Source organism: Candidatus Poribacteria bacterium (assembly GCA_028820845.1).
Lineage (GTDB): Bacteria > Poribacteria > WGA-4E > WGA-4E > WGA-3G > WGA-3G.
This window is the reverse complement of sequence record JAPPII010000065.1, coordinates 29,402-53,087: the sequence shown is the minus strand read 5'-3', so window position 1 is coordinate 53,087 and position 23,686 is coordinate 29,402. Positions and strand designations below refer to the sequence as shown.

At 47.5% G+C, this 23,686-nt stretch carries 19 protein-coding genes and 1 pseudogene; 13 read left to right on the top strand and 7 right to left on the bottom strand.

Annotation, left to right across the window (positions count from 1 at the left end; genetic code table 11):
- The first annotated feature begins 138 nt into the window (after nucleotides 1–138).
- The 12 genes and pseudogenes from OXN25_13290 to OXN25_13235 all read left to right on the top strand — a co-directional run bounded on the left by OXN25_13290 (nucleotide 139) and on the right by OXN25_13235 (nucleotide 15,920).
- Entirely contained in the window at nucleotides 139–1,644 is a 1,506-nt protein-coding gene (locus OXN25_13290; protein ID MDE0425832.1) for an ABC transporter permease subunit, read from the top strand.
- Between the two features lie 142 nt (nucleotides 1,645–1,786).
- Nucleotides 1,787–3,208, top strand: a complete 1,422-nt coding sequence (locus OXN25_13285) for an ABC transporter permease subunit (protein ID MDE0425831.1) — start codon at nucleotides 1,787–1,789, stop codon at nucleotides 3,206–3,208.
- 3 nt (nucleotides 3,209–3,211) lie between these two features.
- Nucleotides 3,212–4,732: an ABC transporter permease subunit gene (locus OXN25_13280; protein MDE0425830.1), complete on the top strand. Its 1,521-nt coding sequence runs from the start codon at nucleotides 3,212–3,214 to the stop codon at nucleotides 4,730–4,732.
- A gap of 1 nt (nucleotide 4,733) precedes the next feature.
- The gene (locus OXN25_13275) at nucleotides 4,734–6,134 is read left to right on the top strand and encodes an ABC transporter permease subunit (protein MDE0425829.1); all 1,401 of its coding nucleotides are present in this window, start codon (nucleotides 4,734–4,736) and stop codon (nucleotides 6,132–6,134) included.
- Nucleotides 6,135–6,137: 3 nt separating this feature from the next.
- Nucleotides 6,138–7,643, top strand: a complete 1,506-nt coding sequence (locus OXN25_13270; GenBank protein MDE0425828.1) for an ABC transporter permease subunit — start codon at nucleotides 6,138–6,140, stop codon at nucleotides 7,641–7,643.
- Between the two features lie 162 nt (nucleotides 7,644–7,805).
- Nucleotides 7,806–9,212 (top strand): ABC transporter permease subunit, encoded by a 1,407-nt coding sequence (locus OXN25_13265; GenBank protein ID MDE0425827.1) that lies wholly within the window; start codon nucleotides 7,806–7,808, stop codon nucleotides 9,210–9,212.
- Between the two features lie 3 nt (nucleotides 9,213–9,215).
- On the top strand, nucleotides 9,216–10,742 hold the full coding sequence (locus OXN25_13260; protein MDE0425826.1) for an ABC transporter permease subunit: 1,527 nt from the start codon (nucleotides 9,216–9,218) through the stop codon (nucleotides 10,740–10,742).
- Nucleotide 10,743: 1 nt separating this feature from the next.
- Complete coding sequence (locus OXN25_13255) at nucleotides 10,744–12,186, top strand: ABC transporter permease subunit (protein ID MDE0425825.1); 1,443 nt, start codon at nucleotides 10,744–10,746, stop codon at nucleotides 12,184–12,186.
- Between the two features lie 3 nt (nucleotides 12,187–12,189).
- Complete coding sequence (locus OXN25_13250; GenBank protein MDE0425824.1) at nucleotides 12,190–13,683, top strand: ABC transporter permease subunit; 1,494 nt, start codon at nucleotides 12,190–12,192, stop codon at nucleotides 13,681–13,683.
- Nucleotides 13,684–13,687: 4 nt separating this feature from the next.
- Entirely contained in the window at nucleotides 13,688–15,088 is a 1,401-nt protein-coding gene (locus OXN25_13245) for an ABC transporter permease subunit (protein MDE0425823.1), read from the top strand.
- A 149-nt stretch (nucleotides 15,089–15,237) separates the two neighbouring features.
- Entirely contained in the window at nucleotides 15,238–15,645 is a 408-nt protein-coding gene (locus OXN25_13240) for a UPF0175 family protein (GenBank protein MDE0425822.1), read from the top strand.
- A gap of 92 nt (nucleotides 15,646–15,737) precedes the next feature.
- A pseudogene (locus OXN25_13235) lies at nucleotides 15,738–15,920 on the top strand (DUF433 domain-containing protein).
- A gap of 11 nt (nucleotides 15,921–15,931) precedes the next feature.
- Here OXN25_13235 and ilvE read toward each other — a convergent pair.
- The 3 genes from ilvE to murJ form a co-directional block, all read right to left on the bottom strand.
- Nucleotides 15,932–16,834, bottom strand: coding sequence for a branched-chain-amino-acid transaminase (ilvE, locus tag OXN25_13230; GenBank protein ID MDE0425821.1), 903 nt, complete (start codon nucleotides 16,832–16,834; stop codon nucleotides 15,932–15,934).
- Between the two features lie 129 nt (nucleotides 16,835–16,963).
- A complete protein-coding gene (gene hisF / locus OXN25_13225; protein ID MDE0425820.1) occupies nucleotides 16,964–17,743 on the bottom strand; it encodes an imidazole glycerol phosphate synthase subunit HisF in 780 nt (259 codons plus the stop codon).
- Between the two features lie 143 nt (nucleotides 17,744–17,886).
- The gene (murJ, locus tag OXN25_13220) at nucleotides 17,887–19,527 is read right to left on the bottom strand and encodes a murein biosynthesis integral membrane protein MurJ (GenBank protein ID MDE0425819.1); all 1,641 of its coding nucleotides are present in this window, start codon (nucleotides 19,525–19,527) and stop codon (nucleotides 17,887–17,889) included.
- A 256-nt stretch (nucleotides 19,528–19,783) separates the two neighbouring features.
- On the opposite strand from murJ, the gene OXN25_13215 reads away from it, so the two are divergent.
- The gene (locus OXN25_13215; GenBank protein ID MDE0425818.1) at nucleotides 19,784–20,164 is read left to right on the top strand and encodes a DUF2203 domain-containing protein; all 381 of its coding nucleotides are present in this window, start codon (nucleotides 19,784–19,786) and stop codon (nucleotides 20,162–20,164) included.
- A 26-nt stretch (nucleotides 20,165–20,190) separates the two neighbouring features.
- On the opposite strand, the gene thiD is transcribed toward OXN25_13215, so the two are convergent.
- The 4 genes from thiD to rpsT all read right to left on the bottom strand — a co-directional run bounded on the left by thiD (nucleotide 20,191) and on the right by rpsT (nucleotide 23,549).
- Nucleotides 20,191–20,973, bottom strand: a complete 783-nt coding sequence (gene thiD / locus OXN25_13210) for a bifunctional hydroxymethylpyrimidine kinase/phosphomethylpyrimidine kinase (GenBank protein MDE0425817.1) — start codon at nucleotides 20,971–20,973, stop codon at nucleotides 20,191–20,193.
- A gap of 161 nt (nucleotides 20,974–21,134) precedes the next feature.
- The gene (gene thiE, locus OXN25_13205) at nucleotides 21,135–21,791 is read right to left on the bottom strand and encodes a thiamine phosphate synthase (protein MDE0425816.1); all 657 of its coding nucleotides are present in this window, start codon (nucleotides 21,789–21,791) and stop codon (nucleotides 21,135–21,137) included.
- Nucleotides 21,788–23,164 (bottom strand): 16S rRNA (cytosine(967)-C(5))-methyltransferase RsmB, encoded by a 1,377-nt coding sequence (gene rsmB / locus OXN25_13200; protein ID MDE0425815.1) that lies wholly within the window; start codon nucleotides 23,162–23,164, stop codon nucleotides 21,788–21,790. The genes thiE and rsmB overlap by 4 nt, the downstream gene beginning before the upstream one ends.
- A gap of 115 nt (nucleotides 23,165–23,279) precedes the next feature.
- The gene (gene rpsT, locus OXN25_13195) at nucleotides 23,280–23,549 is read right to left on the bottom strand and encodes a 30S ribosomal protein S20 (GenBank protein ID MDE0425814.1); all 270 of its coding nucleotides are present in this window, start codon (nucleotides 23,547–23,549) and stop codon (nucleotides 23,280–23,282) included.
- Between the last annotated feature and the right edge of the window lie 137 nt (nucleotides 23,550–23,686).

The window sequence follows — 23,686 nt, the reverse complement described above, 5'->3', positions numbered from 1 at the left end:
GTGATAACATTAAGAAAACTGAAATTGCCTATGTCCAAAACTACTTATTGCGTAAACTATAATAGTGTCCCGTATTAAAACCGATCTATATTCAACCCTGCAAGTTTGAAATACCTAAACCTGTGGAGAGAAAATCCGATGCTGATCACACTCATTCGTCGAGAACTCCTCGATAACCTGATGACCTTCCGGTTCGCCGCAGCCGTCTTCATCACGCTCTTGCTTGTCGTCGCAAATACTGCTGTGCTTATTCAGGATTATGAACGGCGGTTGGCAGCTTATAACACCGCTCTCAAAACACATCAGGATAAACTCCAAGAGTTCAAAGCCTATTCGGGTTATGAATTGAATATAGATCGTCCACCGAATCCGCTGAGTATCTTCAACGCCGGATTTGATAAACAACTCGGAAACCAAGTTCCAATCTATCACGCCTTTGTACCTACACTTTGGGACGCTTCCATGCACGGGTCAGATAACCCGTTTCTTAACATCTTCACATCAATTGATATCGTCTTCATCTTTGAGGTTATCCTCAGCTTGACAGCACTGCTATTCGCCTACGATGCTTTCGCTGGTGAGCGCGAACGCGGCACCTTACGTCTTGTTCTGGCACAATCGGTGAGGCGTGGACACATTCTGCTTGCAAAATACATCAGTGCAATGCTCTGTCTGCTTATGCCGTTGCTGTTAAGTCTCCTCTTCGCGATGATTTTGCTAACGAACAACCGTTCCCTCTCGCTTTCACCTGATGATTTTCTTCGCATTGGTGGGATTGTTCTAACATCGCTGGTATACCTATCGGTGTTTTACCTCATTGGGATGCTGATTTCTGAGGTATCTCGTAGGACCAGCACCGCCCTCATGCTATCTATGTTCGCCTGGGGATTTCTGGTGTTGGTTTATCCAAACATGATTCTCGCCGTGATGTCGCCATCGAGTCCGCCGCGCGCACAAATTGATTCTACCGCGAATCAGATGAAACAGATATGGGAAGAATTTGACAGAGAACGAAAGGATTTTCTCGTCAATGACCCTGTTCCCGGCGAAAGCATGTGGTTTGGTATTGGAGCATCCGGATGGAGTAGTGAATACCTTATACAACGCACATCAAAATTAAATGTTTACCTCAAGAATACCCTTAATATTGGCAAAATTAATGAGCAATCTGAGTCACAAGTTCCACACGCTCAGGGTTATTTCCGCTTTCTTGAACCCCGCGTTATCGGTAATGCAGAGAAAACATGGCTGCTCCGAAAACCTGGACTTGAAAATATCTTTGTGCGACCTGCAGGTATTGATAAAACCTTACTGAAACTCTCACCCATGGGCATCTATGACTCAGCAACGCAAGCCTGGACAGGCACAGATTTGAACGGTATCCGTGATTTTTTCGATGCAGCGCGTCAATATCGCCAAAGAGTCATCAACTATTTTTATGACAAAGAGGCTTTTGGGGAACAACAATGGTTTTCCGCCAACCAAGGGGCAGTCGATTGGAGCAGACTGCCGCAATTCCGTTTTAAAAGAAGCGACATCGGCGTAAATACAAAACGCGCATTACCCGATGTCTGTCTATTGCTGCTAATCAATGTTATTCTTTTCATGGCAATATTTCTAATCTTCATCAAAAGTGAAGTGTAGGATGGCTATTGGTGGTTGGTTATAGGCTGTAAGTTAAGAGGGGACTTGTAACAATTCGTGAGTTCTTGGAGTACTCCAAACTGTAGTTGATTGTTACGGAGTGGCTCTTAACCAACAACCAATAACTAACAACCAACAACCAATGTGGCATATTACAAAACGCGAACTCTACGACAATCTCAATAGCCTCCGCTTCGCTCTCACAACCGTCCTGCTGCTGGGTTTGATGTTAACGAATGCGGTTGTTTACCTCCGAGAGCATCCCAAACGGATACAAGAATATCGCGACGGGGTCACCAGATATCAAAATCGTTTAGCGAATTATGCCGCTGACAGCCTGTATAAACTCGCCGAGCAAGGTCCTGGAAATCTTTACAAAAAACCGTCTCCACTCCGTTTTTGTGCAGACGGCGGCGAGCCGTTTTTATCAAGGTATGCACAGGGCAGCTACCATCGATGGGGTGCTGGCACGCTGGAGAGTTTCTGGATACTGGCATATCCATCGTCCAATCCCAATCTGTATAATATCCGTCCAAATGTCACCGAATTGGATTGGGGTTTTATCATCGGCTACGTCTTAAGCCTCATCGCACTGTTGTTCACGTTTGACGCAATCTCCACTGAACGTGAACGCGGGACATTACGATTGATGTTGGCGAATTCAATTCCACGGCACACTGTACTCATTGGCAAGTTTTTAGGAGCGTTGATAAGCATCAGTATCCCGTTTACGCTTGCCGTGTTGATGAACCTATTGATAATTTCCACATCAAGTGCCGTTCACCTCAATATGGAAGCGTGGGGACGTTTAGGTATTATCTATTTTATTGCACTTCTATACACGTGCCTGTTTCTTGGGTTAGGTTTATTGGTGTCGACGCGTGTACAACGAAGTGCCGTCAGTCTTGTCGTGCTTCTATTGATTTGGACAGTTCTTGTGGTTTTCATGCCGAGTACACTCGCTTCTATTGCCAATGGTCTTTCATCGCCACCTATGTCCTATGATGAATTTCGGAAACGCTCTTCGCAATTTGAAGATGAACTGGATGAACTTTGGGATAAATACTACTCTTATTCGGATGACATACCTGAGGATGTGAGGGAGAAGATACGATTGGGAGGTGAGATTGTCACCAGAGATGCTGAGCAACAGGAGCGGTTACACGCGGAGCAATTAAATCAACAGATTTCTCAAATGAATCGCGCACGCGCCATCACCCGTATTTCACCTGTTGCCATTTTCCAACACCTTCTTGAGTCCTTCGCTGGAACCGGTTTTGAACGGCATTTGCAATTTTTAGACAACATTAAATCTCACGCCCAGCAATTTCGAGTATTCATTGCTGAAACCGATAAGGCAGACCCAACGAGCCTCCACGTTTTCGGTGTTCGCGAAGGTATGTCACAGAAACCTGTCAGGCCAGAGGCGATTCCCAAATTTAAAGACACACTGAGCCTCAGTCGCGATTTTAACGCTGCGATGATGGATTTATTGTTATTAGCACTGTTTTTCGTTGTGCTTTTATCCGGGGCGTATCTTGCGTTTGTGCGCGTTGAGGTATAACAGATGCTACTAACACTTATCCGCAGAGAAATACTCGATAACCTAATGACATTCCGTTTTGCTGCGGCTGTCTTTATCACCCTATTGCTGGTTGTTGCTGTTACTGCTGTACTCATCCAAGATTACGAGCGGCGTTTGGCAGACTATAACACCTCTGTGGAGACTCATCGGCAAGAACTATACAAAAGACCCGCCTATTCGCCGGGGATATCCAGATTGGATATCGATAGACCTCCCAATCCATTGAGTATATTCAATGTTGGATTAGATAAGCGACTCGGGAACGAAATTCGGGTATCTTACTGGCTTGTTCCGTCACTTTGGGATGCCGGCATGAATAGCTCAGACAATTCGTTTCTTAACATTTTCTCGTCAATTGATATTGTTTTTATTTTTGAGGTTGTCCTCAGTTTACTGGCACTTATATTTGCCTATGATGCGCTTGCGGGGGAATATGAGGCGGGCACATTACGTCTTATTTTAACGAATCCTGTCCAGCGCGGTTATATTCTACTTGCGAAATATCTCAGCGCGATGGTGTGTCTACTTATGCCTTTGCTGATGAGTCTGCTGCTCGCGATGCTTTTGCTAACGACATCCGCTTCAATTTACCTAACAACCGATGATTTCCTCTGTATCGGTGGGATTATTTTTGCCTCCGTCACTTATCTATCGGTGTTTTACCTCATCGGGCTGCTGGTTTCAGCGATGACTGGTAGGACAAGTACTGCGCTTATGCTATCCATCTTTGTTTGGGGATTTTTGGTGCTTGTCTATCCAAACGTGGTTCTTACCACAACAACTCCACAAGACCCCTCAGCAGAACGTGGGGCATCCGCTCTCAGTCAAATTAAGCAAATATGGGAGGAATTCGATAGAAAACGCAAACACTTCCTTGCTACCGACCCTGTCCCCGGAGAAGACCCAATGTTTGACATAAACAGTTCTAACGGATGGGGTGCTGGAGATGGATTCAGCGAAAATCGATTGACGTTATCCTATTACTATTGGACAGTGCTCTACTATAAAGGCGAACTCAATGCGGAATCGCTACCGCGGGTCCCACACGCGCAAAATTACTATGGTTTCCTCGGACCTCAGATCATTGATACAGCAGACCAAACGTGGCTCATCCGAAAGCAAGCACTCGATGACATTTTTGTGAAACCGGTATTCGTTGATAGAACGCTATTGAAACTTTCGCCAGTTGGAATGTACGACGCTGCAACACAGGCCTGGGCAGGCACGGATTTAAAAGGTCTCCAAGATTTTTTTGAGGCAGTTCGGCAGTACCAACGAACAGTTATTGCCTATCTACACGATGGAGATGTGTTTAAGTCTCGCTCGTGGTTTGCTCCAGACAAAACAGGCGTGGCCTGGGACACTTTGCCCCAGTTTTCTTTTCAAAGAAGTAGGATAGGCACAAATGCAAAACGAGCGTTACCAGATTTATTCTTATTGCTAACAATCAACATAGTTCTGTTTACAATAATATTTCTGATTTTCGTCAAGAGCGAAGTATAAAATGATGTGGTATATCGCAAAACGCGAACTCTATGATAATCTCAATAGTCTCAGATTTGCCCTCACAACAGTGTTGTTGTTAGGCTTGATGCTGACCAACGCCGTTGTGCATCTCCGTGAGCATCCCGCGAGAATACAGAGGCACCTCTCTTTTGTTGTAGAGGCGCGCAATATCTTAGAGGCACGTGCAGACAGTTTATATGACCTCGCACGAAAGGGACCTGGAAAACTTTACAAAAAGCCATCTCCGCTTCATTTCTGCGCAGAAGGGCGCGATACTTTTTTATCAGGAACCGTTGAGACACCCTATCACTTCTGGGACAGCAATAATCTAAGTAGTTTCTGGCGAATGCAGTATCCTGCTGTGCCCCACAATTTGACAAATATTCGTCCAGATGTCACCAAAGTGGACTGGGGGTTTATAATCGGCTATGCTTTGAGTCTCGTCGCGCTCTTGTTCACCTTCGACTCTATTTCCGGTGAACGTGAGCGAGGCACGCTGCGTTTGATGTTGGCGAATTCAATTCCACGGCATACCGTTCTTATGGGCAAGTTCTTAGGCGCGTTGATTAGTGTGAGTATCCCGTTTGGGATTGCGGTATTGATGAACCTACTGCTGATTTCCACAGCTAGAACCCTCCACCTTGGTGCAGAGGCGTGGGGACGTTTAGGTATCATCTGCTTTATTGCGATCTTGTATACGAGTCTTTTTCTGGTATTAGGTCTATTGGTATCGGCGCGTGCGCGGCAGAGTGCAGTGAGCCTCGTGATACTTTTGCTGGCGTGGGTCACCTTTGTCGTTTTTATGCCCAACATTCTTGCCTCGATCGCGAGTGGTTTTTCCTCTCCAATGTCCTCTGATGAACTTCAGGTGCGTCGAAAGCAAATCAATAATAAACTTTGGGAGGCGTACTTTCACAAAACAGGTGTATCCAAGCTGCGGGATATGCAGGTAGGAAGCCAGTTTGTTATCGAAGACAAAGCAGCGCAAGAACGTCTGATTGAAGAACGCTTAATGCAGCAGGTCGAACAAGTTCAACAGGCGCGCGCCGTTACCCGTATCTCACCGGCTGCGATTGTCCAGCAGCTTCTCGAATCCTTTGCTGGCACCGGTTTTGAGCGGCATCTGCAATTCTTGGAAAACGCCCAGCACTACGGTCGCCAATATCACGTATTCATCGTTGACACCGATAGGGGAGATCCTGAAAGCCTCCATCTGATCGGCGTTCCGGAAGGCATGTCTAAGAAACCCGTTAGTCCAGAGGCAATACCAAAATTTGAAGATACACTGAGTCTGAGCAAAGATTTCAACGCTGCAGCGATGGATTTGCTGTTGCTGACGCTATTTGTTGTGGTGCTTCTGTCGGGAGCCTATCTTGCCTTTGTGCGTGTGGAGGTATAATAGATGCTACTCACACTTATTCGCCGAGAACTCCTTGACAACCTAATGACATTCCGTTTCGCCGCAGCCGTCTTGATTATGCTCTTGCTTGTGGTTGCAAATACCGCTGTACTCATCAAAGATTATGAGCGGCGGTTGGCAGCTTACAATACTGCTCTCAAAACGCATCATCAGCAATTGCGGGAAAGAAAAACCTATTCGGGTGGAAAATTGGACGTTGCCCGTCCTCCAAATCCTTTGAGTATCTTCAATGTAGGGTTAGATAAACAGTTAGAGAGCGAAACTTGGATATCTCATAGTTATGTACCGACGCTGTGGGATGCTGATATGCTCGGGACAACGAATCCACTTCTCAACCTTTTCTCTTCGATCGATATTGTCTTTATCTTTGAGATAGTCCTGAGCCTAATAGCACTGATTTTCGCTTACGATGCCCTTGCAGGAGAACGCGAGCGCGGGACACTGCGTCTGGTTCTAACGCATTCGGTCAGTCGTGGGCAAATCCTGCTTGCGAAATACATCAGTGCGATGACATGTCTACTGGTACCGCTGCTAATGAGTCTGCTCCTTGCAATGATTTTGCTGATGACATCTACCACTATTTCCCTGAGCATTGGTGATTTTCTCCGGATTGGTGGGATTATTTTCAGTTCAATTTCATATCTGTCGGTATTCTACCTTATCGGCATGCTGATTTCAGCAGCAACCACCAGAACCGGTACCGCGCTGATGCTTGCCATGTTTGTCTGGGGATTTTCGGTGTTGGTATATCCGAATGTGGTGATTGCCGCGATTGCCCCTCCACAAACTTCGCAAGCGCGGATGGTCTCCACCTTCAATCAAATTAAACAGATATGGGAAGAACTCGATAGAGAACGAAAGCACTTCCTTGCGAATGATCCGGTTCCAGGGGAGGATCCGAGTTTTGGTATGGTACGGTCAGGTTTCGCCTATGAATACTTTTACGAGGATGCATCGGTCTTCTATTATCATTACGGTGCTGGCGCACACGTTTTGGAGCTTAATGAGGAATCCGAACCTCAGGTGCCACACGCGCAGGATTATTACCGCTTCCTTGTACCACGAAGCGTTGATGCCGCAGAGCGAACATGGCTTATCCGAAAAACAGCACTTGATACTGTCTTCGTTCAGCCAGCGATAGTTGATCGAATCCTTTTGAGGTTTTCACCCGTCGGGATGTACGATGCTGCAACGCAGGCGTGGGCAGGCACGGACCTGTCCGGACTCAGAGATTTTTTCGAGGCAGCGCGAAAGTATCGACGGACTGTGGTTGACTATTACTACGATAAAAACGCATTCGGCTCTCGGCAATGGTTTTCTGCAGACAAGGAGATGGTGGATTGGGACAATTTACCTCGGTTTTCTTTTCAGAGAAGCGATGTGAGAATAAACGTAGAACGAGCACTACCAGATTTACTCTTGTTACTAATAATGAACCTCTTGCTCTTTATAGTGATACTTCTGGTTTTCCAAAGAAGTGAAGTGTAAAGTGGCTGTCAGCTGTCAGGTCGCTGCGCTCTCAGCGGTCAGTTAAGAGACGCTTGCAAAGTTGATCGTTTAGTTCCTGCTACAAACTGCTGATTACAATTACTCATAAGGCACAACCTATCTTTGCTGAAAGCTGATTGCTGACAGCCGACAGCCGAAAAAATGATTTGGCATATCGCAAAACGCGAACTCTACGACAATCTCAATAGCCTCCGCTTTGCTTTGGCAACAGTGTTGCTTTTCGGTTTGATGCTGACCAATGCTATTGTGCATCTCCGGGAACATCCTGTGCGGATACAGAAATATCATGATGCCGTCACAGAATCGCTGAACCGCTTAAGGGCTCGAACAGATTTATATGAAATTGCGCAATGGGGTCCCGGAAATCTTTACAAAAAGCCGTCTCCACTCCATTTCTGTGCAGAGGGGGGCGATATTTTTTTGTCAGATAGAGTCAATGGCGAATTTGTCTTTTGGACCACCGATGACTTAAGGGGTTTCTGGCAGCTGTTATATCTACCCGCGACGCTCAATTCAAAAAATATTCGTCCAGACACTATCAAAGTAGATTGGGGGTTTGTGATTGGGTACGTTTTGAGCCTCATCGCGATCTTGTTCACCTTTGATTCGATCTCCGGTGAACGTGAACGCGGCACACTGCGTTTGATGTTAGCTAACTCGGTCCCACGTCATACTGTGCTACTTGGCAAGTTTTTAGGCGCCTTGATAAGTATTAGCGTCCCGTTTACGCTTTCTGTGTTGATGAACCTGTTAGTAATTTCCACGTCTAACGATGTCCAACTCAGCACCGAAGCGTGGAGCCGTTTAGGTATTATTTTTTCTATCGCGCTTCTGTACCTGTGTCTATTTCTTGCGTTAGGTCTGTTAGTATCGTCGCGTGTACAGCAAAACGCGGCGAGTCTTGTGACACTCCTGTTGATGTGGGTAACTTTTGTCGTTTTTATGCCGAGTACGCTCGCCTCCATTGCCAGCGGATTTTCAACACCGATGACTTATGATGAATTCTTTGAACGCCGGAATCAACTTCATAATGAACTCAAAGACACCTACGAGACTCGTTTGCAAAACACAGATGAGTTGTCAGCGAAAAAAATACAGTTAGGAGGCGAGTATGTCACTGACGAAGCAGCACAGCGGGAACGTTTGAGCCACGAACACTTAAACCAGGAACATGCTCAAATCCAACTGGCGCGTTCCGTCACCCGCATTTCGCCCGTTGCGATTGTCCAACACCTTCTTGAAGCGTTTGCTGGAACGGGGTTTGAACGGCACCGACAATTCGTGGAGAACGTGCAACGCTACGCCCGCGAATACCGAGAATTCGTCGGAGATATGGATAGGGCAGACCCCGACAGCCCTCATATCATTGGTGTCCGTGAAGGAATGTCACAGAAACCTATCAATCCAGAGGCAATACCGAAATTTGAAGATACACTCAGCCTCAGTCGCGATTTCAATACTGCGGCAGTGGATTTATTACTATTGGTTCTATTTTTCCTTGTTTTTTTCTCAGGCGCGTATCTCGCCTTTGTGCGCGTTGAGGTATAATAGATGCTATTCACACTTATCCGTCGAGAACTCCTCGACAATCTGATGACATTTCGATTTGCCGCAGCTGTTTTCATTACACTCTTGCTTGTCGTTGCGAATACCGTTGTACTCCTCAAGGACTATGAACAGCGACTGACGGCTTACAATACGGCTACTCAGGAAAGTTACCGGGAATTACGCGAGGAGAAAACCTATTCGTATTACCTTGGAGGGTTAGTTGCTCATCGTTCCCCGAACCCATTGAGCATTTTCAATTTGGGATTAGACAAGCGGGTAGGTAACAAAGTTAATGTATACCACGGGTTTGTGCCAACTATTTGGGATGCAAGGAAGCACGGGGCGAATAACCCGTTTCTCAACCTCTTCACTTCAATTGACATCGCGCTTGTTTTTCAAGGGGTCCTAAGTCTGCTCGCCCTGATTTTCGCTTACGATGCGCTCGCTGGTGAACGGGAACGCGGCACCTTACGCCTCGTGCTGACGCACCCCATCCGACGCGGGTCCATCCTATTTGCCAAGTACATCAGCGCGATGCTCTGTCTACTTGCGCCTTTACTAATCAGCCTTCTCCTGTCGATTATCTTGCTGACGACATCGACTGCGATTTTCTTGAATACGGATGATTTCCTTCGCATCGGTGGGATTGTCCTCACATCACTCCTTTATCTATCGCTGTTCTACCTCATCGGTATGTGCATCTCCGCGATGACGCGTCGAACCAGTACCGCACTCATGCTTTGCATGTTTGTCTGGGGATTCTTAGTCCTCGTGTATCCAAACCTGATTCTTACCGCTGTTGAAACCACCCCGCAACCGGAGACGCAAACCTCCGCCTATCATCAAATCAAACAGATGTGGGAAGAATGGGAGAGAGAACGCAAGCAGTTTCTACGCAATGATCCCGTCTTAGGTCCCTTATCGCGTAACGGCGAAAGTGGGGCATTTGACCTCAAGGGCGTTGAATACTCCTTCAGTCCGCGTGAAGACAAACCGGCAATATTACTCTATTTCCACCAAACCGGATTCTACGCCGGAAAAATTGGAGCAGAATCTGAGCCACAGGTCCCACTTGTACAGAATTATTACCGCTTCTACAATAGAGAGACTGTTAATACCGTCCAACGCACGTGGCTTGTTCGTAAACCCGCCTTAGAGGCCATCTATATCCAACCCGCAAATCTCGGTCGCACCTTACTGAAATTTTCACCCGTCGGGTTGTATGACGCGGCAACGGAAGCCTGGGCAGGCACCGATTTAGCGGGTATTCAAGACTTTTTCTACGCTGTTCAACGTTACCGACAAGCAGTCCTTGACTATTTCTATGACGAAAAGATATTTGAATCACGACAATGGTTTGCTGCCGATCAAGGCACGGCTGACTGGGACGCACTCCCGCAGTTTTCCTTTCAGAAGAGTGGTATAGACATCAATGCAAAGCGAGCGTTACCGGATTTATTCTTCCTATTGATGATTAACTTAATCCTGTTCACAATTATATTTTTGATTTTCGTCAGGAGTGAGGTGTAGGATGATTTGGCATATTACCAAACGCGAAATCTACGATAACCTCAATAGCCTCCGATTCGCTCTAACAACTGTATTGTTGCTGGCACTGATGGTAACCAATGCCGTTAGACATCTCCGAGAGCATCCGAAACATGTCCAGCGATATCGGGATGCTGTCGCCGAATCTTTGAATCACTTAACGACTCGCGCTGAGGACAGTCTTTATACACTGGCACAATACGGGCCGGGAAATTTCTACAAAAAGCCGTCTCCCCTTCACTTCTGTGCAAACGGAGGGGGTCCCCTCCTACCAGATACGATCAAAGTAGAAGAACCATACGTATTCGCGACGATGTCCGTGCCCGATTCAAATGAAGAGAAGGTGGTACTCCAAGGTGTCTGGACCCTGTCGTACCCAGATGCCAACCTCCAGAACAAGAGCGTTGGACCGGACGTTTCACAAGTGGATTGGGCGTTCATCATCGGTTACATCCTGAGTCTACTGGCACTCTTGTTCACCTTTGATGCCTTCTCCGGTGAACGCGAGCGTGGCACACTCCGATTGATGTTAGCCAATTCAATTCCCCGACACACTGTCCTTATCTGCAAATTTTTAGGGGCATTGCTCAGTATTAGTATACCGCTCACGCTTGCTGTGTTGGTAAACCTTTTGTTGATTTCGACCGCAAATACTGTTCACCTAACAACAGAAGCTTATGGACGTTTAGGTATCATTTTCTGTCTCGCCCTTCTGTATACGAGTCTCTTTCTGGCGTTAGGGTTATTAGTCTCCACGCGTGTACAACGGAGCGCGGTGAGCCTGATGATACTGCTTTTGACGTGGGTAACCTTTGTCGCTTTTATGCCGAGTACCCTCGCTTCAATTGCGAGCAGCTTTTCACCTGCCGTGTCCTTCAATAAATATTGGCAACAGCGGAATCCAGTTCAAGAGGACCTATGGGATAAATACGATGAGTGGATCTGGTCGGATGAATTGGATGACAGGACGTTAAGAGGAAAAAGCGATTTTTACACTGAAAACGCTGAAAGACGGGAACGCTGGCAGGAAGAGCAATTAAAGTACCGGAGTGCTCAGATGCACCGCGCCCGCGCCATCACCAGCATCTCACCCACTACACTTCTGCAGCACCTGATTGAAGCGTTTGCTGGTACCGGATTTGAGCGGCACCTGCAATTTGTGGAGAATACACAACACTACGCCCGACAGCTCCGTGAATTCATCGTTGACAGGGATAGAGGGGACCCTGAAAGCCGCCATATCATAAACATTCGTGAAGGCATGTCCCAGAAACCTGTCAGCCCAGAGGCGGTTCCGAAATTTGAAGATACATTCGACCTCAGTCAAGACCTCAATAACAGAGCAATAGAGATACTATTGTTGGCTTTGTTTGTTATGGTGCTTCTATCCGCAGCGTATCTCGCGTTTGTGCGGGCCGAGGTATAATAAATGTTAATGACACTTATTCGCCGAGAACTCCTTGACAATCTGATGACCTTTCGTTTCGCAGCGGTCCTGCTCATCACATTGCTGCTCGTTGTTGCGAATACTGCTGTGCTTATTCAAGATTACAAACAGCGGTTGGAGAGTTACAACGATGCCGTCAAAATGCATGATGCGCAATTACGGGAGGCGCAGACCTATTCCACGATGTACCTGTTCGTTGACCGTCCGCCGAATCCATTGAGCATTTTCAATGTCGGGTTAGATAAACGCTTAGGTAACCTTAGCGGCATCTGGCACGGATTTGTGCCGACGCTCTGGGATGCTCAGATGCACGGCACAGATAACCCATTTATCGCCTTCTTCTCTTCAATGGATATTGTGTTTGTCTTTGAGGTCGTCTTAAGTTTAATGGGATTGATATTCGCTTACGATGCGATTGCGGGGGAACGTGAGCGCGGCACGTTACGTCTCGTCCTCGCACAGCCTGTCGGACGCGGAGAGATCCTGCTTGCAAAATATATGAGTGCGATGGCGTGTCTGTTAGTTCCATTGCTATTAAGCCTACTCTTTGCGCTGTTGTTACTAACAGGTTCGATTCCATTATCAACAGCTGATTTTCTCCGCATCGCCGGGATTGTGCTTACATCGTTTGCTTATCTGTCTCTGTTCTACCTCATCGGATTGTTGATTTCTGCGACGACCCGTAGAACGGGTACGGCGTTGATGTTGGCAATGTTTATATGGGGATTTCTGATACTCTTGTACCCAAATCTGATTCGGGCAACGGTTAACCCCGGCGGTGATATTCAGGCGCGCACAAAGATCGCGAAAAATCAAATTCAACAGATTGTGGACGAATATAAGAGGGAACGACAAAAGTTCCTTGAAAGGGAGGGGGTCGTCGGAAAGGACTCTCGGTTTAATGAAGTGTTAGGAATTTACACGGATGCATACATAGATCCAGTAACCCTCTCGCCATATCTCGAAAATATGAGCGAGATTTCGGAAATTTCTCCCGACTTTGAACAGTATGTCCCGATTGCCAAGAGATACTACGCTTATGTTGAACCGTTGGTTGTCGATGCCGCAGAAAGAGCATGGTTCATCCAAAAGCAGGCACTCGATGACATTTTTGTTCGACAAGCCGAAATGGATAGAACACTGTTGAAACTTTCACCCGTGGGCATCTACGATGCCGCAACACAGGCGTGGGTAGGAACTGACTTTTTGGGTCTCAGAGATTTTTTCGACGCGGCGCGACGTTACCGGAGGATCCTAATTGACTATTTCTACGCGAAGGAGGCGTTTGCTTCACGAGAGTGGTTCATTGCTGATAAAGGTGCAGTAGACTGGAGCACACTCCCCGAGTTTAGCTTTGAGAGAAGTGATGTCCGGCTGAATGCAAAACGGGCATTGCCAGACCTATTCCTCTTATTAATATGTAACCTCGCGCTGTTTATGGGCATCGTTCTCATTTTCATCAGAAGTGAGGTGTAGGTTGATGTGGCATATTGCAAAACGTGAAATCTACGACAACCTGAATAGCCTACGTTTCGCATTAGCAACTGTTCTGCTTCTGGTATTGATGCTAACCAATGCTGTTGTGCATTTGCGTGAACATCCGGCGCGGACACAAGCATATCACAACGCTGCTGCTGATGCTATAAAGACGTTAGAGGCACGTAGCACCAGTTTATACCGCCTCGCGACTGAAGGACCTGGAGACCTCCATAAAGCACCCTCACCCCTCCGTTTCTGTGCGGAAGGCGATGAGGCATTTCTACCCAAGCATGCTATTGGGCGTAATTTCGTTCGCCACATCGCCAACGCGAGACCGGTTTGGCGAATCGGATACCCACAAGAGACACCGAATCTACGGGATATCCGGCCTGATTTCACCACTCTGGATTGGGCGTTCATCGTCGGTTATGTGCTGAGCTTTGTCGCGATTCTGTTCACTTTTGACGCAATCTCTGGTGAACTGGAACGCGGCACATTGCGGCTGACCTTGGCAAACCCAATTCCACGACACACGGTATTGATAGGCAAATTTTTAGGGGCATTCATCAGCATTAATATTCCGTTTGCAATTGCAGTGTTGATGAACCTACTCCTCATCTCTACCTCAGAGACAGTCCAACTCAATGCTGAAGCATGGAGACGTTTAGGTGTTTTGTATGGTATCGTTATCCTCTACGTCTGCCTGTTTATCGCTCTCGGTCTCCTCATCTCCGCAGTGGCGAGGGAGAGTGGTGTGAGCCTTGTGGTTCTATTGTTGATTTGGGTAAGTTTTGTAATATTTATGCCGAATACGTTAGCGTCTATTGGCAGTCGCACCTCGGTGCCGGTGGCATATATGAAATTTTGGGAGCAGCGCATCCAAATGGCGGACGAAGCGCGTGAGGTATACCAAGATAAGTATGGAGACTCACAAACTACGCCATCGGTGCGCGTGCTTGGCGAGTATGTTACCACGGAAGCAGAAGAACACGAACGTTTCAATGAGGCGTACTTGAAGCAGCAGATTAAACAGGGGAAACAGGCGCGGGCGATAACCCGCATCTCACCCACAGCAATCGTTCAACGCCTCTTTGAATCTTTTGCTAGCACTGGATTTGAACGGCATTTGCAATTTATTGAGAATGTGCAGCGGTATGCTCGTGAATACCGCGAATTCGTCATTGATACCGATAGAGCAGACCCGGAGAGTCTTCACGTTATCGGAATTCAAGAAGGGATGTCGCAGAAACCTGTCAGTCCAGAAGCGATCCCTAAATTTAAGGATACGCTCAACCTAAGCAAAGACTTCAACACCGCAGCAATGGATTTACTGCTGTTGGTGCTATTTCTGGCGGTCCTGATGTCGGGTGTGTATCTCGTTTTTGTGCAGCTTGAGATTTAAGGTCTGTACAGATTTCACGTTGGAATACAACACAGGTCTATTAAACAAAGAACAGAGGCATGGAAAAGTTAGTTTGACAAATCAAGGCGAAACATGTTATCTTTTAATGCAGGTCTCATGAGATTCTCTGTTTCTGTGGACATATACGGATGAAAACAGGGAAACTTGCAAAATCTGACGCTTACGTAAGTTCTGAGGAGAGTATCCCAATGCTACAGATTGAAATTCACTCACCTACTCTTAAAAAAGAGGTCGATGCTCTGATTGGTGCGGGACTCTATCCTGACCCTCACACCTTAATCGTTGAAGCCCTCGAGAACCTGGTCCGCGAAAAAAAGAAATCTCACCTTGATGCTTCAATCCAACTCTATCAAGCGGGAGAAGTGACACTTGCGAGAGCCTCGGAACTAGCTGGGCTGCACCGTTTTGAGTTTGAAGAGGTTTTAAAAACGAGAGGCATTTTGAAAATTGTTGAGGTTGGGTCAGTAGAGGAATTGAAGGAGGGCGTTTCGCTTATCAAAAGCTTTCACAGAGAAAAGAGTAAGACAAAGGAATAGTAAACCTTGGTCTTTATTGATACCGACATCCTCTCAATTTTCGCCAAGATTCAGCGTTTACCACTGCTGTTCGCAGTTTTTGATCAAGATGTACTTATGAACCCGGTAAACGCAGTGGGCAACCCTGCATTCGGGGCATGCGGATTACCGTTTACGATATTTTTGAATATCTTGCATCCGGTATGACAGTAGCGGAAATTCTTGACGATTTTCCGTATTTAACTGAAACGGACATTCTCGCCTGTTTTGCCCATGCTGCCAATCCGAACCGATAATCAGAATGCTTTTATGGCAACGGTTCGCCCTCGTTGGCTGTCAGTTCCGCATAAAGTCCCTGCAGTCGGGTCGTCACAGGACCAACGTCCTTGCTCCCAATTTTCCTACCATCAACTTCTAAGACCGGACTCAACTCACCCACAGTTCCCGTCGTGAAGACTTCATCCGCTGTGTAGACTTCAACTAACGAAACATTCCGCTCTGTCAAGGGAATACCAGCGTCGCGAGCGATTTGGATGACCGTTCCCCGTGTAATCCCTGGTAGGCAGCTATCGGCGTGTGGTGTCAGGACATGCCCACGTTTTATGATAAAAATATTCGTCGCATTCGTCTCTGAAACATACCCGTGGATGTCGAGCATAATCGCATCATCCACGCCAGCGACGTTTGCTTCAATTTTGGCAAGGATGTTGTTAATCAGGTTGTTATGATGGATTTTAGAATCAACACACTGGGGTGGGTTCCGTCGGATTGCTGAGGTAATCAGGCGGACACCGCTGCTGGCGTAGATGGGCGGCTTCCACTCCGCTATTACGATTAAAGTCGTGCCGTACTGATTGACGCGGGCATCCATACTCGACGTGACCTTTTTCCCGCGGCTGAGCGTTAGACGGATATGCACACCGTCCCGCATCCCGTTGGCTTCGAGTGTTTCAAAAATCGCCTTTTTAATTTCATCGCGTGTCGGAATGCCAGCGAATGCCATAGCATGTGCAGAATCCATGAGTCGGTCGAGATGTGCCTCCAACGCGAAGATTTTTCCGTTATAGACACGTAAGCCTTCCCATACGCCGTCTCCGCCTTGAACAAGGCTGTCGAATACGGAGATTTTTGCATCTTCGCGGGGTAGGAGTTCACCGTTGACGTGGATTAATATATTTTCGTTTCTTGCATCAGGTAACTTAGGTTCCATATTTTCTCCATTTTAATAGTTATCAGTCATCGGTTGTCAGTTGTTGGTTAAGACCTGTAGCAGTTGCCTGTTGCTTTCTGCCACGAGGTTCTCTTTCTGACTGCTGACTACTGATAGCCGACAGCCATTCTACCATGTATCCCGCACACTTACACCTTCGTCAGCGAGATAGGTTTTGATGTTTTCGATTGTGAATTCGCCATAGTGTGTGATAGAGGCGACGATCGCAGCATCGGCGTTGCTTTCGACAAAGACATCCCGTAAGTGCTGTGGGTTTCCTGCGCCGCCGGAGGCAATAACAGGCACTGAGACTAAATCTGCAATAGCACCGGTTAATTCGAGTTCATATCCCGCCTTCGTGCCATCTGCATCGATGCTATTAACAACGATTTCACCGGCACCCAAATCAACACCCCTTGCTGACCACTCCAAGGCATCCCAACCGACCGGTGTCCGTCCACCGTCTATGTAAATTTCATAACCGCTCGGAATCTGTTCACTTTCCCGAACGCGTTTCACCTGCATGCTCAGCACAACACATTGGCTTCCAAACGCTCGCGCGCCTTCGGCGATGATATCGGGATTCCGCACGGCACCGGAATCTATACTCACCTTTTCTGCGCCCGCAAGTAGAACACGACGCATGTCCTCGAGCGTCCGCAACCCACCACCGACAGAAAAAGGAATAAAAATCTCAGCGGCGACAGCAGAGACGACATCAATCATTATATCGCGGCGTTCATTGCTGGCTGTGATGTCGTAAAAGACGAGTTCATCGGCACCGCCTTCGTAATAGAACCGCGCCATCTCAACGGGGTCGCCGACATCGACATTGCCCTGAAAGGCGACACCCTTCGTGACTTTTCCGGCACGGACATCTAAACATGGAATTATCCGTTTTGTTAGCATTTTTTAACTATGTACTCCTGGGCGGCGTTTCCGTTGTCAACGCCGATGAAAAATTAATAAGAAGCCTGCTCTGGGTTATGAATTGTTTTTTATTAATTGAAATACTGCAAGGACAACGGACGCAGCAGCTCAGACTCAATAGTTTAAAAAAGTCGTTGCTTAAATATATTCAAAATATCGTCGAATTCTGCCACTCTCAGGAGTTTATACATTCCCGCGAGGACAATGAGACTTAACCCTATTGGTGCAAATACGCCGATTAGACGCGGCGCAACGCCCTCCGTACCGAGCCAATCGCCTTCAATAACTCCATTTGCCAACCAGCAGACAAACCCCATCACTACGGAGGCGATTAAGATTTTAAGCGTCAGTGGGATGATGCCCTTTAGTCCCAACCGTCCGACCTTTCGGCGGAGCAGTAGCAGTAGCATAGCACAATTCAGCGTCACGGTCAAAACCGTTGAAAACACTACGGCGCGGGGGTCCAAAAAGAGTTCGCGGTAGATAAAGAGATAGTTTAGATAGATGTTGAAGACAACGGCACAGATACTGACGATAACAGGTGCGCGAATATCTTTGTAGGCGTAAAATCCGTCCGTAACGATCTTGAGCGCCGAAAACCCACACAAGCCGAACGCATAGACGAACAGGACCCCAGCGGTTCCAACAGTGTCCGATACGCCAGTCTCTCCGCGTTCATACAGGAATCGGCAGATGGGTGCCGATAGGACCATCAACCCAACTGCAGCGGGGACTGTTAGCATAAGCATCAGACGGAGGGCGTAAGAGAGAGAGTTGCGGAAATTCTCTGTCTCTCCGGTTGTTGCGAACTTGGCAAGCTGCGGAAGTGCGACTGTTGAAATCGCCACACCGAACAGTCCTATCGGGAGATGCACAACGCGGTAGGCACGGCTAATCCATGTTAACCAAGCAGATCCTGATGTAATAAAGAACGTATTCGTAAATTGGTTCACCTGCACGACAGCGACCCCTAATACAGCAGGTCCAACCAGACGAATAACTTGAAGCACCCTCGGATCGCGTAGACTCAGCAGCGGACGGTATCGAAAGCCGACGCGATACATAGACGGCACCTGAATTGCGAATTGGGCGCTCCCACCAACGAACACACCGATAGCCATTCCCGTTACAGGATGCATCCCAGCCATTGGAAATAAATAGTAACCACCTACACCGATAACGAGCGAACTGATGTTAAAGAACGAGGACGCACATGCTGGAATGCCGAACTTCCCTTTGCTGTTCAACAGTCCCATCGCAATCGCCGCCAACGAAACAAAGAGAAGGTAGGGAAACATCAATTGAGTGAGATAGATTGTTAATTCAACTTTGGTATCAAACCCGTAGTGGGCAGTGGCATCTAACCTTTTGTCAAAATCCTCGCGCGCCAAGACATCAACAATAGTAGGTGCGAAAGCGATGCCGAGGATCGCGATACCTGTCAGGACGAGAAACGTTAAATTAAAGACACGGTTTGCGAGATTCCACGCTGCCTGCTCTCCATCCTCAGCCTCTGTGGCGAGGAATGTCGTAATAAACGCTTTACTCAAAATGCCTTCGCCAAACAGGTCCCGCAAAAAGTTTGGAATACGAAACGCCAAATAAAAAGCGTCGCCACTGAGGTTCGACCGGAAATAGTATGCGATCGCTGCTTCGCGTGCGAGTCCTAATAGCCGCGACCCCATCACGGCGATACTGACAATTCCAGCGGCACGGGTGACGCTTTGATTCTGATTGTCTACGGATTTTGTTTCGTTTTCCATCTTTTCATGGTTATTGGTTGTCAGTTTCCAGTTGTTGGTTAAGCGTGTGGCGGTCCCGAGCATCGGTAACTGCCATAGACTACTCTTATCCGAAAACTGATTAACGAAAGTGAACGTAGCGAACTACCGACAATCGTTTGCCATTTCCACTGAGAGCAGCATATTAAAATAAAACTTTCCTTGACATCGCTCTTAATTTAGTGTAAATTTTAGGACGTTGCCAATACAAATTTGATATACACAAGGAGAAACACAGATGCAGGAAAAACGATATTTCACGCTCGAAGAAGCAAACGAATGTATTCCTGAATTAGTTGATGAGATTTCACAGTTAAGAGCCATAAGAAACCTACTTGCAGGACTGCACGCAGAAATCACGCCCCTCTTGGAGGTGGTCTCTTCTAACGGCGGCAGTAAGCACACTCCCGCGCTCCTTAAAGCGACTGCCGACTTTAAGGAAATTTTGGAACGGATTGCGGCGCGCGGCTGCCACCTGAAAGGACTTGACCCTGGATTGGTCGATTTCCCACACCTCCGTGAGGGTAGGGAGGTCTATCTCTGTTGGCGGATCAATGAAAATAAGATCCGTTACTGGCACGAAATCGAGGACGGGTTTGACGGACGACAGCGGTTGTAGTAGGCTATTCGCTATTCGCTGTTCGCTCATTGCTTAAAAAAATGATGTGTCGGTCCGTGCCCGTGTCCGATATCCAGCGCGTGTTGAATAGCACCGGTAATATATGCCTTCGCTGTTCCAATAGCGTCTCTCAAATCTTTGCCGTGTGCGAGTTGCGTCGCGATTGCCGCTGAGTAGGTGCAACCCGTGCCGTGCGTGTTTTCGGTTTCAACCCATTCTGCCTCAAAAAAATCCCAGTCCCCGTTGCAATAAAGCACATCAATCGCACTGTTAGCCGTAAGATGCCCACCTTTAACGAGAACAGCGTGACAACCGAGTTCAGCGATTACTTTTGCAGCATTTTTTGCCTCATCCGCGTTTCGGATGTCCTGCTGTGCGAGCAACTCTGCCTCGTAAATATTCGGTGTAATCAGCGTCGCAAGTGGAATCAACGCCGTTTTGAGGCTCTCAATCGCCTCCTCTTTCAAGAGTGAGAATTTGCTTTTGGAGATCATCACGGGGTCCACGACGAGGGTTGGTGGCGTATATTCTTTCAACTTCCGCGTAACCGCTTCAACAATAGCTGATGAAGAGAGCATTCCGGTTTTGACGCTGGCTACGTCGAAATCTGTGAAGACGGCATCCAACTGCGCTTCAATCAGCGAGATAGGCAGATCAAACGCCTCGGTCACTGCCACTGTATTTTGTGCTGTAACGGAGGTGATTACGGACATGGCATAACCGCCGTTGGCTGAGATCGCCTTTATATCTGCCTGTATACCGGCACCGCCACCTGAATCTGAGCCTGCAATTGTTAAAATCTGTTTCATTTTTTTAACTATTAAATCTGGTCACCGTTCCACAATGTAAAGCTAAGACAAATTGTTCGCTGATCACTCACAATTTCGTTTCACAAATCAACGGTATGAATGCCGTATGGCATTCCCCGGGTTTTCGGTTAATTCCAACCGGCATTGGATTATGAAAGTTCTTAGCGATCTGACACTTGCAAAGACAACGGGCGCAGCAACTCAGATTCGGTCGTAAAAAAACGTTTCGTCTGTTTTCCTGCGTTTTTGGGAGCCATAACGCCTGACATCACAGCAACGCCGAAGGCTCCTGCTGATAGACACTCAGAAGCACGCGCCGGTGTAATACCTCCCAGAGCAAAGACAGGTAATTTAACGCGCCCTACCAACTTTGTGAGATTTTCCACACCGACTGCGGGACCATAACCGGGTTTGCTTGCCGTCAAATAGATAGGGCTATAGGTTAAAAAATCAGCCCCTTCTGTCTCTCGTTTTCCTGCTTCCGCAAAGGTATGCACCGAGCATCCGATAGAGAAATCGGCACCCATTTGTGTCTTCACCGAACTCACGGATGCTGCATTTGCTGGAAGATGAACGCCTGCGGCACCGACGGTGGCTGCGACGCGTATATCTGTATTGACGAAAAGTTTTGCTTTGTAGTTTCGACACAAGTCAGCAATTGGTTGCGCTAAGCGCATCAATTCATCGCTGTTTAAATCTTTTTCGCGCAATTGGATGACGGTAACCCCTGCATCCAGCAATTCGGAGATCACCTCAATCAGTGGGGTGGGCGCGCATCTGTGTCTGTCTGTAATGACGTATAACCTAAAATCGATCATTCTTTTTTTAGACGTGCCGCAAACGCACCGTCAACGCCGTGTTGATGTGGAAAGGTCTGTAGGAAGCCTTGTGTTGTTATTGCGCTCGAAGGAATATCTGGCAGAAAGCGTCGGGCATCTTCGACGCTATACATCGGGAAGTCGGTCAAAAATCGCTGAACAACCTCCTCGTTTTCCATCGGTTCTATGCTACAGGTGCTGTAAACGAGGATGCCTCCCGGTTTGATGTGTTGTGCGGCGTTCTTCAACAAGTTATATTGCATCTCACTAAGAGCACGAATTTGATCAAAGGTCTTGTTCCACCGAATGTCGGGATGTCGTCGGAGCGTGCCGAACCCGGAACACGGCGCATCAATAAGCACAGCATCCGCAGTTTTAATGAACCCAATATCTTCTTTTAGTACGTCCGTCACCCGTGTTTCAACGTTGTTGGCACCGACACGCCGACAGTTCTTTTGTAACAAGGCTATTTTTTCTGCGGACACATCCACGGCGAGAAGTTTTCCGGCATTTCCCATGAGATGCGCGAGGTGTGTTGTCTTGCCACCCGGTGCAGCACAGAGGTCTACAATGAACTGAGCGTTTTCTGGTGAAAGAAGATACGGGACCAACATCGCGCTTTCGTCTTGGACATAGATATCCTCGCGACGGAGGATATCCTTCAACGTCTGGTCGCCAGTAGCATCAAAAGCAGTGATGGCACGGTTTTCGAGTACCAAGCCGTCGGGAACAATTTTGGAGACCTTTGCGGCAATGCCGTTCGTTTCTAAAGATTGACAAACTTCTTCGCGTTGTGTCAGGAGGGAATTTACGCGGAACGCGAGCGGTGCGATCTGGTTGCTCGCGCGACAGAACGCTAATGTCCACGAAACGCCGCGGGTCTGCAGCCACCGCTTTACCAACCACGTCGGATAGGACAATGAAATCGCAATATGTTCGATCGGGTTTGCATCGAGTGGTGGGTAAGCTAATGTTCTGCCTTTGCGTTGTACGGAACGAAGAACGGCATTTATAAAACCTGCGGTCTTTCGTCCGCGAGCAGATTTGCGGAGGTGAGAAGTGGCGAGTTGGACGGTTTCATAAATCGCTGCGTGTGCGGGTATCCCATCAAGGTGTAGGAGTTGAAATGCGCCGAGTCGCAGGATATTACGGTGCCGAGCGTCTAACTGAAATCGGGGATTGATAAACTGATTCAGAACCCAATCAAGTTGCCGCTGCCACCGGATAACGCCGTAGACAAGTCCGTTTACCAGCCGCCGTTCCCGCCCGTCAATTGTATAACGTCCAAAGGCACTGTCAACAACAGAAGCTATGGAGGCACTGGTGTGTGAGAGGGTTAGCAGACACTCTAAGGCGACTTTGCGAGCATTCATATAGCGGTTAGCGATTAGTTGTTGGTAGTTGGTTGCTGGTAGTTGGTGTTAGCGTTGTGGGAGGTCCGATAACCCTTAACTATCAACCATTAACTAACTATCCACCAACTCCTAACTACGCAGTTGCCATTAGTAGGTGCAACTTACGGATGAGTCTGGACTTTTGACGATTTGCTGTCCCTTTTTTGATAACGCCTTTACCGGCGGCTCTATCCAAGAGGCTTACGGTGTTCCTGCACAGTTCCTGTGCGGTTTCAACATTGCCTTCATCCAGAGCGGTCTCCGTCTGTTTAAGCATCGTCCGTAGTGTTGCTTTGCGATGTCGGTTGCGTATGCGTTTCTTTTCGTCCGCACGCGCATGTTTCTTTGCAGATTGTCTATGCAAAACTGATACTCCTTTTGAGAACTTATCGCCTCGGCAATATCGCAAACAACCGAGGTGTAAAATGTCTTTTACAATGCGTATCTTTAATGATACCACAAAATATGGGGTTTGTCTACTTTTTTTCATTGGCTGTCAGC

What these genes read in the sequence shown, in the direction of transcription:
- murJ (MDE0425819.1), bottom strand. Translation starts at nt 19,527, where the DNA reads ATGGAAAACGAAACAAAATCCGTAGACAATCAGAATCAAAGCGTCACC.
- thiE (MDE0425816.1), bottom strand. Translation starts at nt 21,791, where the DNA reads ATGATCGATTTTAGGTTATACGTCATTACAGACAGACACAGATGCGCG.
- OXN25_13215 (MDE0425818.1), top strand. Translation starts at nt 19,784, where the DNA reads ATGCAGGAAAAACGATATTTCACGCTCGAAGAAGCAAACGAATGTATT.
- OXN25_13255 (MDE0425825.1), top strand. Translation starts at nt 10,744, where the DNA reads ATGATTTGGCATATTACCAAACGCGAAATCTACGATAACCTCAATAGC.
- OXN25_13270 (MDE0425828.1), top strand. Translation starts at nt 6,138, where the DNA reads ATGCTACTCACACTTATTCGCCGAGAACTCCTTGACAACCTAATGACA.
- ilvE (MDE0425821.1), bottom strand. Translation starts at nt 16,834, where the DNA reads ATGGAACCTAAGTTACCTGATGCAAGAAACGAAAATATATTAATCCAC.
- OXN25_13285 (MDE0425831.1), top strand. Translation starts at nt 1,787, where the DNA reads ATGTGGCATATTACAAAACGCGAACTCTACGACAATCTCAATAGCCTC.
- thiD (MDE0425817.1), bottom strand. Translation starts at nt 20,973, where the DNA reads ATGAAACAGATTTTAACAATTGCAGGCTCAGATTCAGGTGGCGGTGCC.
- OXN25_13245 (MDE0425823.1), top strand. Translation starts at nt 13,688, where the DNA reads ATGTGGCATATTGCAAAACGTGAAATCTACGACAACCTGAATAGCCTA.
- OXN25_13250 (MDE0425824.1), top strand. Translation starts at nt 12,190, where the DNA reads ATGTTAATGACACTTATTCGCCGAGAACTCCTTGACAATCTGATGACC.
- hisF (MDE0425820.1), bottom strand. Translation starts at nt 17,743, where the DNA reads ATGCTAACAAAACGGATAATTCCATGTTTAGATGTCCGTGCCGGAAAA.
- OXN25_13260 (MDE0425826.1), top strand. Translation starts at nt 9,216, where the DNA reads ATGCTATTCACACTTATCCGTCGAGAACTCCTCGACAATCTGATGACA.
- OXN25_13290 (MDE0425832.1), top strand. Translation starts at nt 139, where the DNA reads ATGCTGATCACACTCATTCGTCGAGAACTCCTCGATAACCTGATGACC.
- OXN25_13275 (MDE0425829.1), top strand. Translation starts at nt 4,734, where the DNA reads ATGATGTGGTATATCGCAAAACGCGAACTCTATGATAATCTCAATAGT.
- OXN25_13280 (MDE0425830.1), top strand. Translation starts at nt 3,212, where the DNA reads ATGCTACTAACACTTATCCGCAGAGAAATACTCGATAACCTAATGACA.
- rsmB (MDE0425815.1), bottom strand. Translation starts at nt 23,164, where the DNA reads ATGAATGCTCGCAAAGTCGCCTTAGAGTGTCTGCTAACCCTCTCACAC.
- OXN25_13265 (MDE0425827.1), top strand. Translation starts at nt 7,806, where the DNA reads ATGATTTGGCATATCGCAAAACGCGAACTCTACGACAATCTCAATAGC.
- OXN25_13240 (MDE0425822.1), top strand. Translation starts at nt 15,238, where the DNA reads ATGAAAACAGGGAAACTTGCAAAATCTGACGCTTACGTAAGTTCTGAG.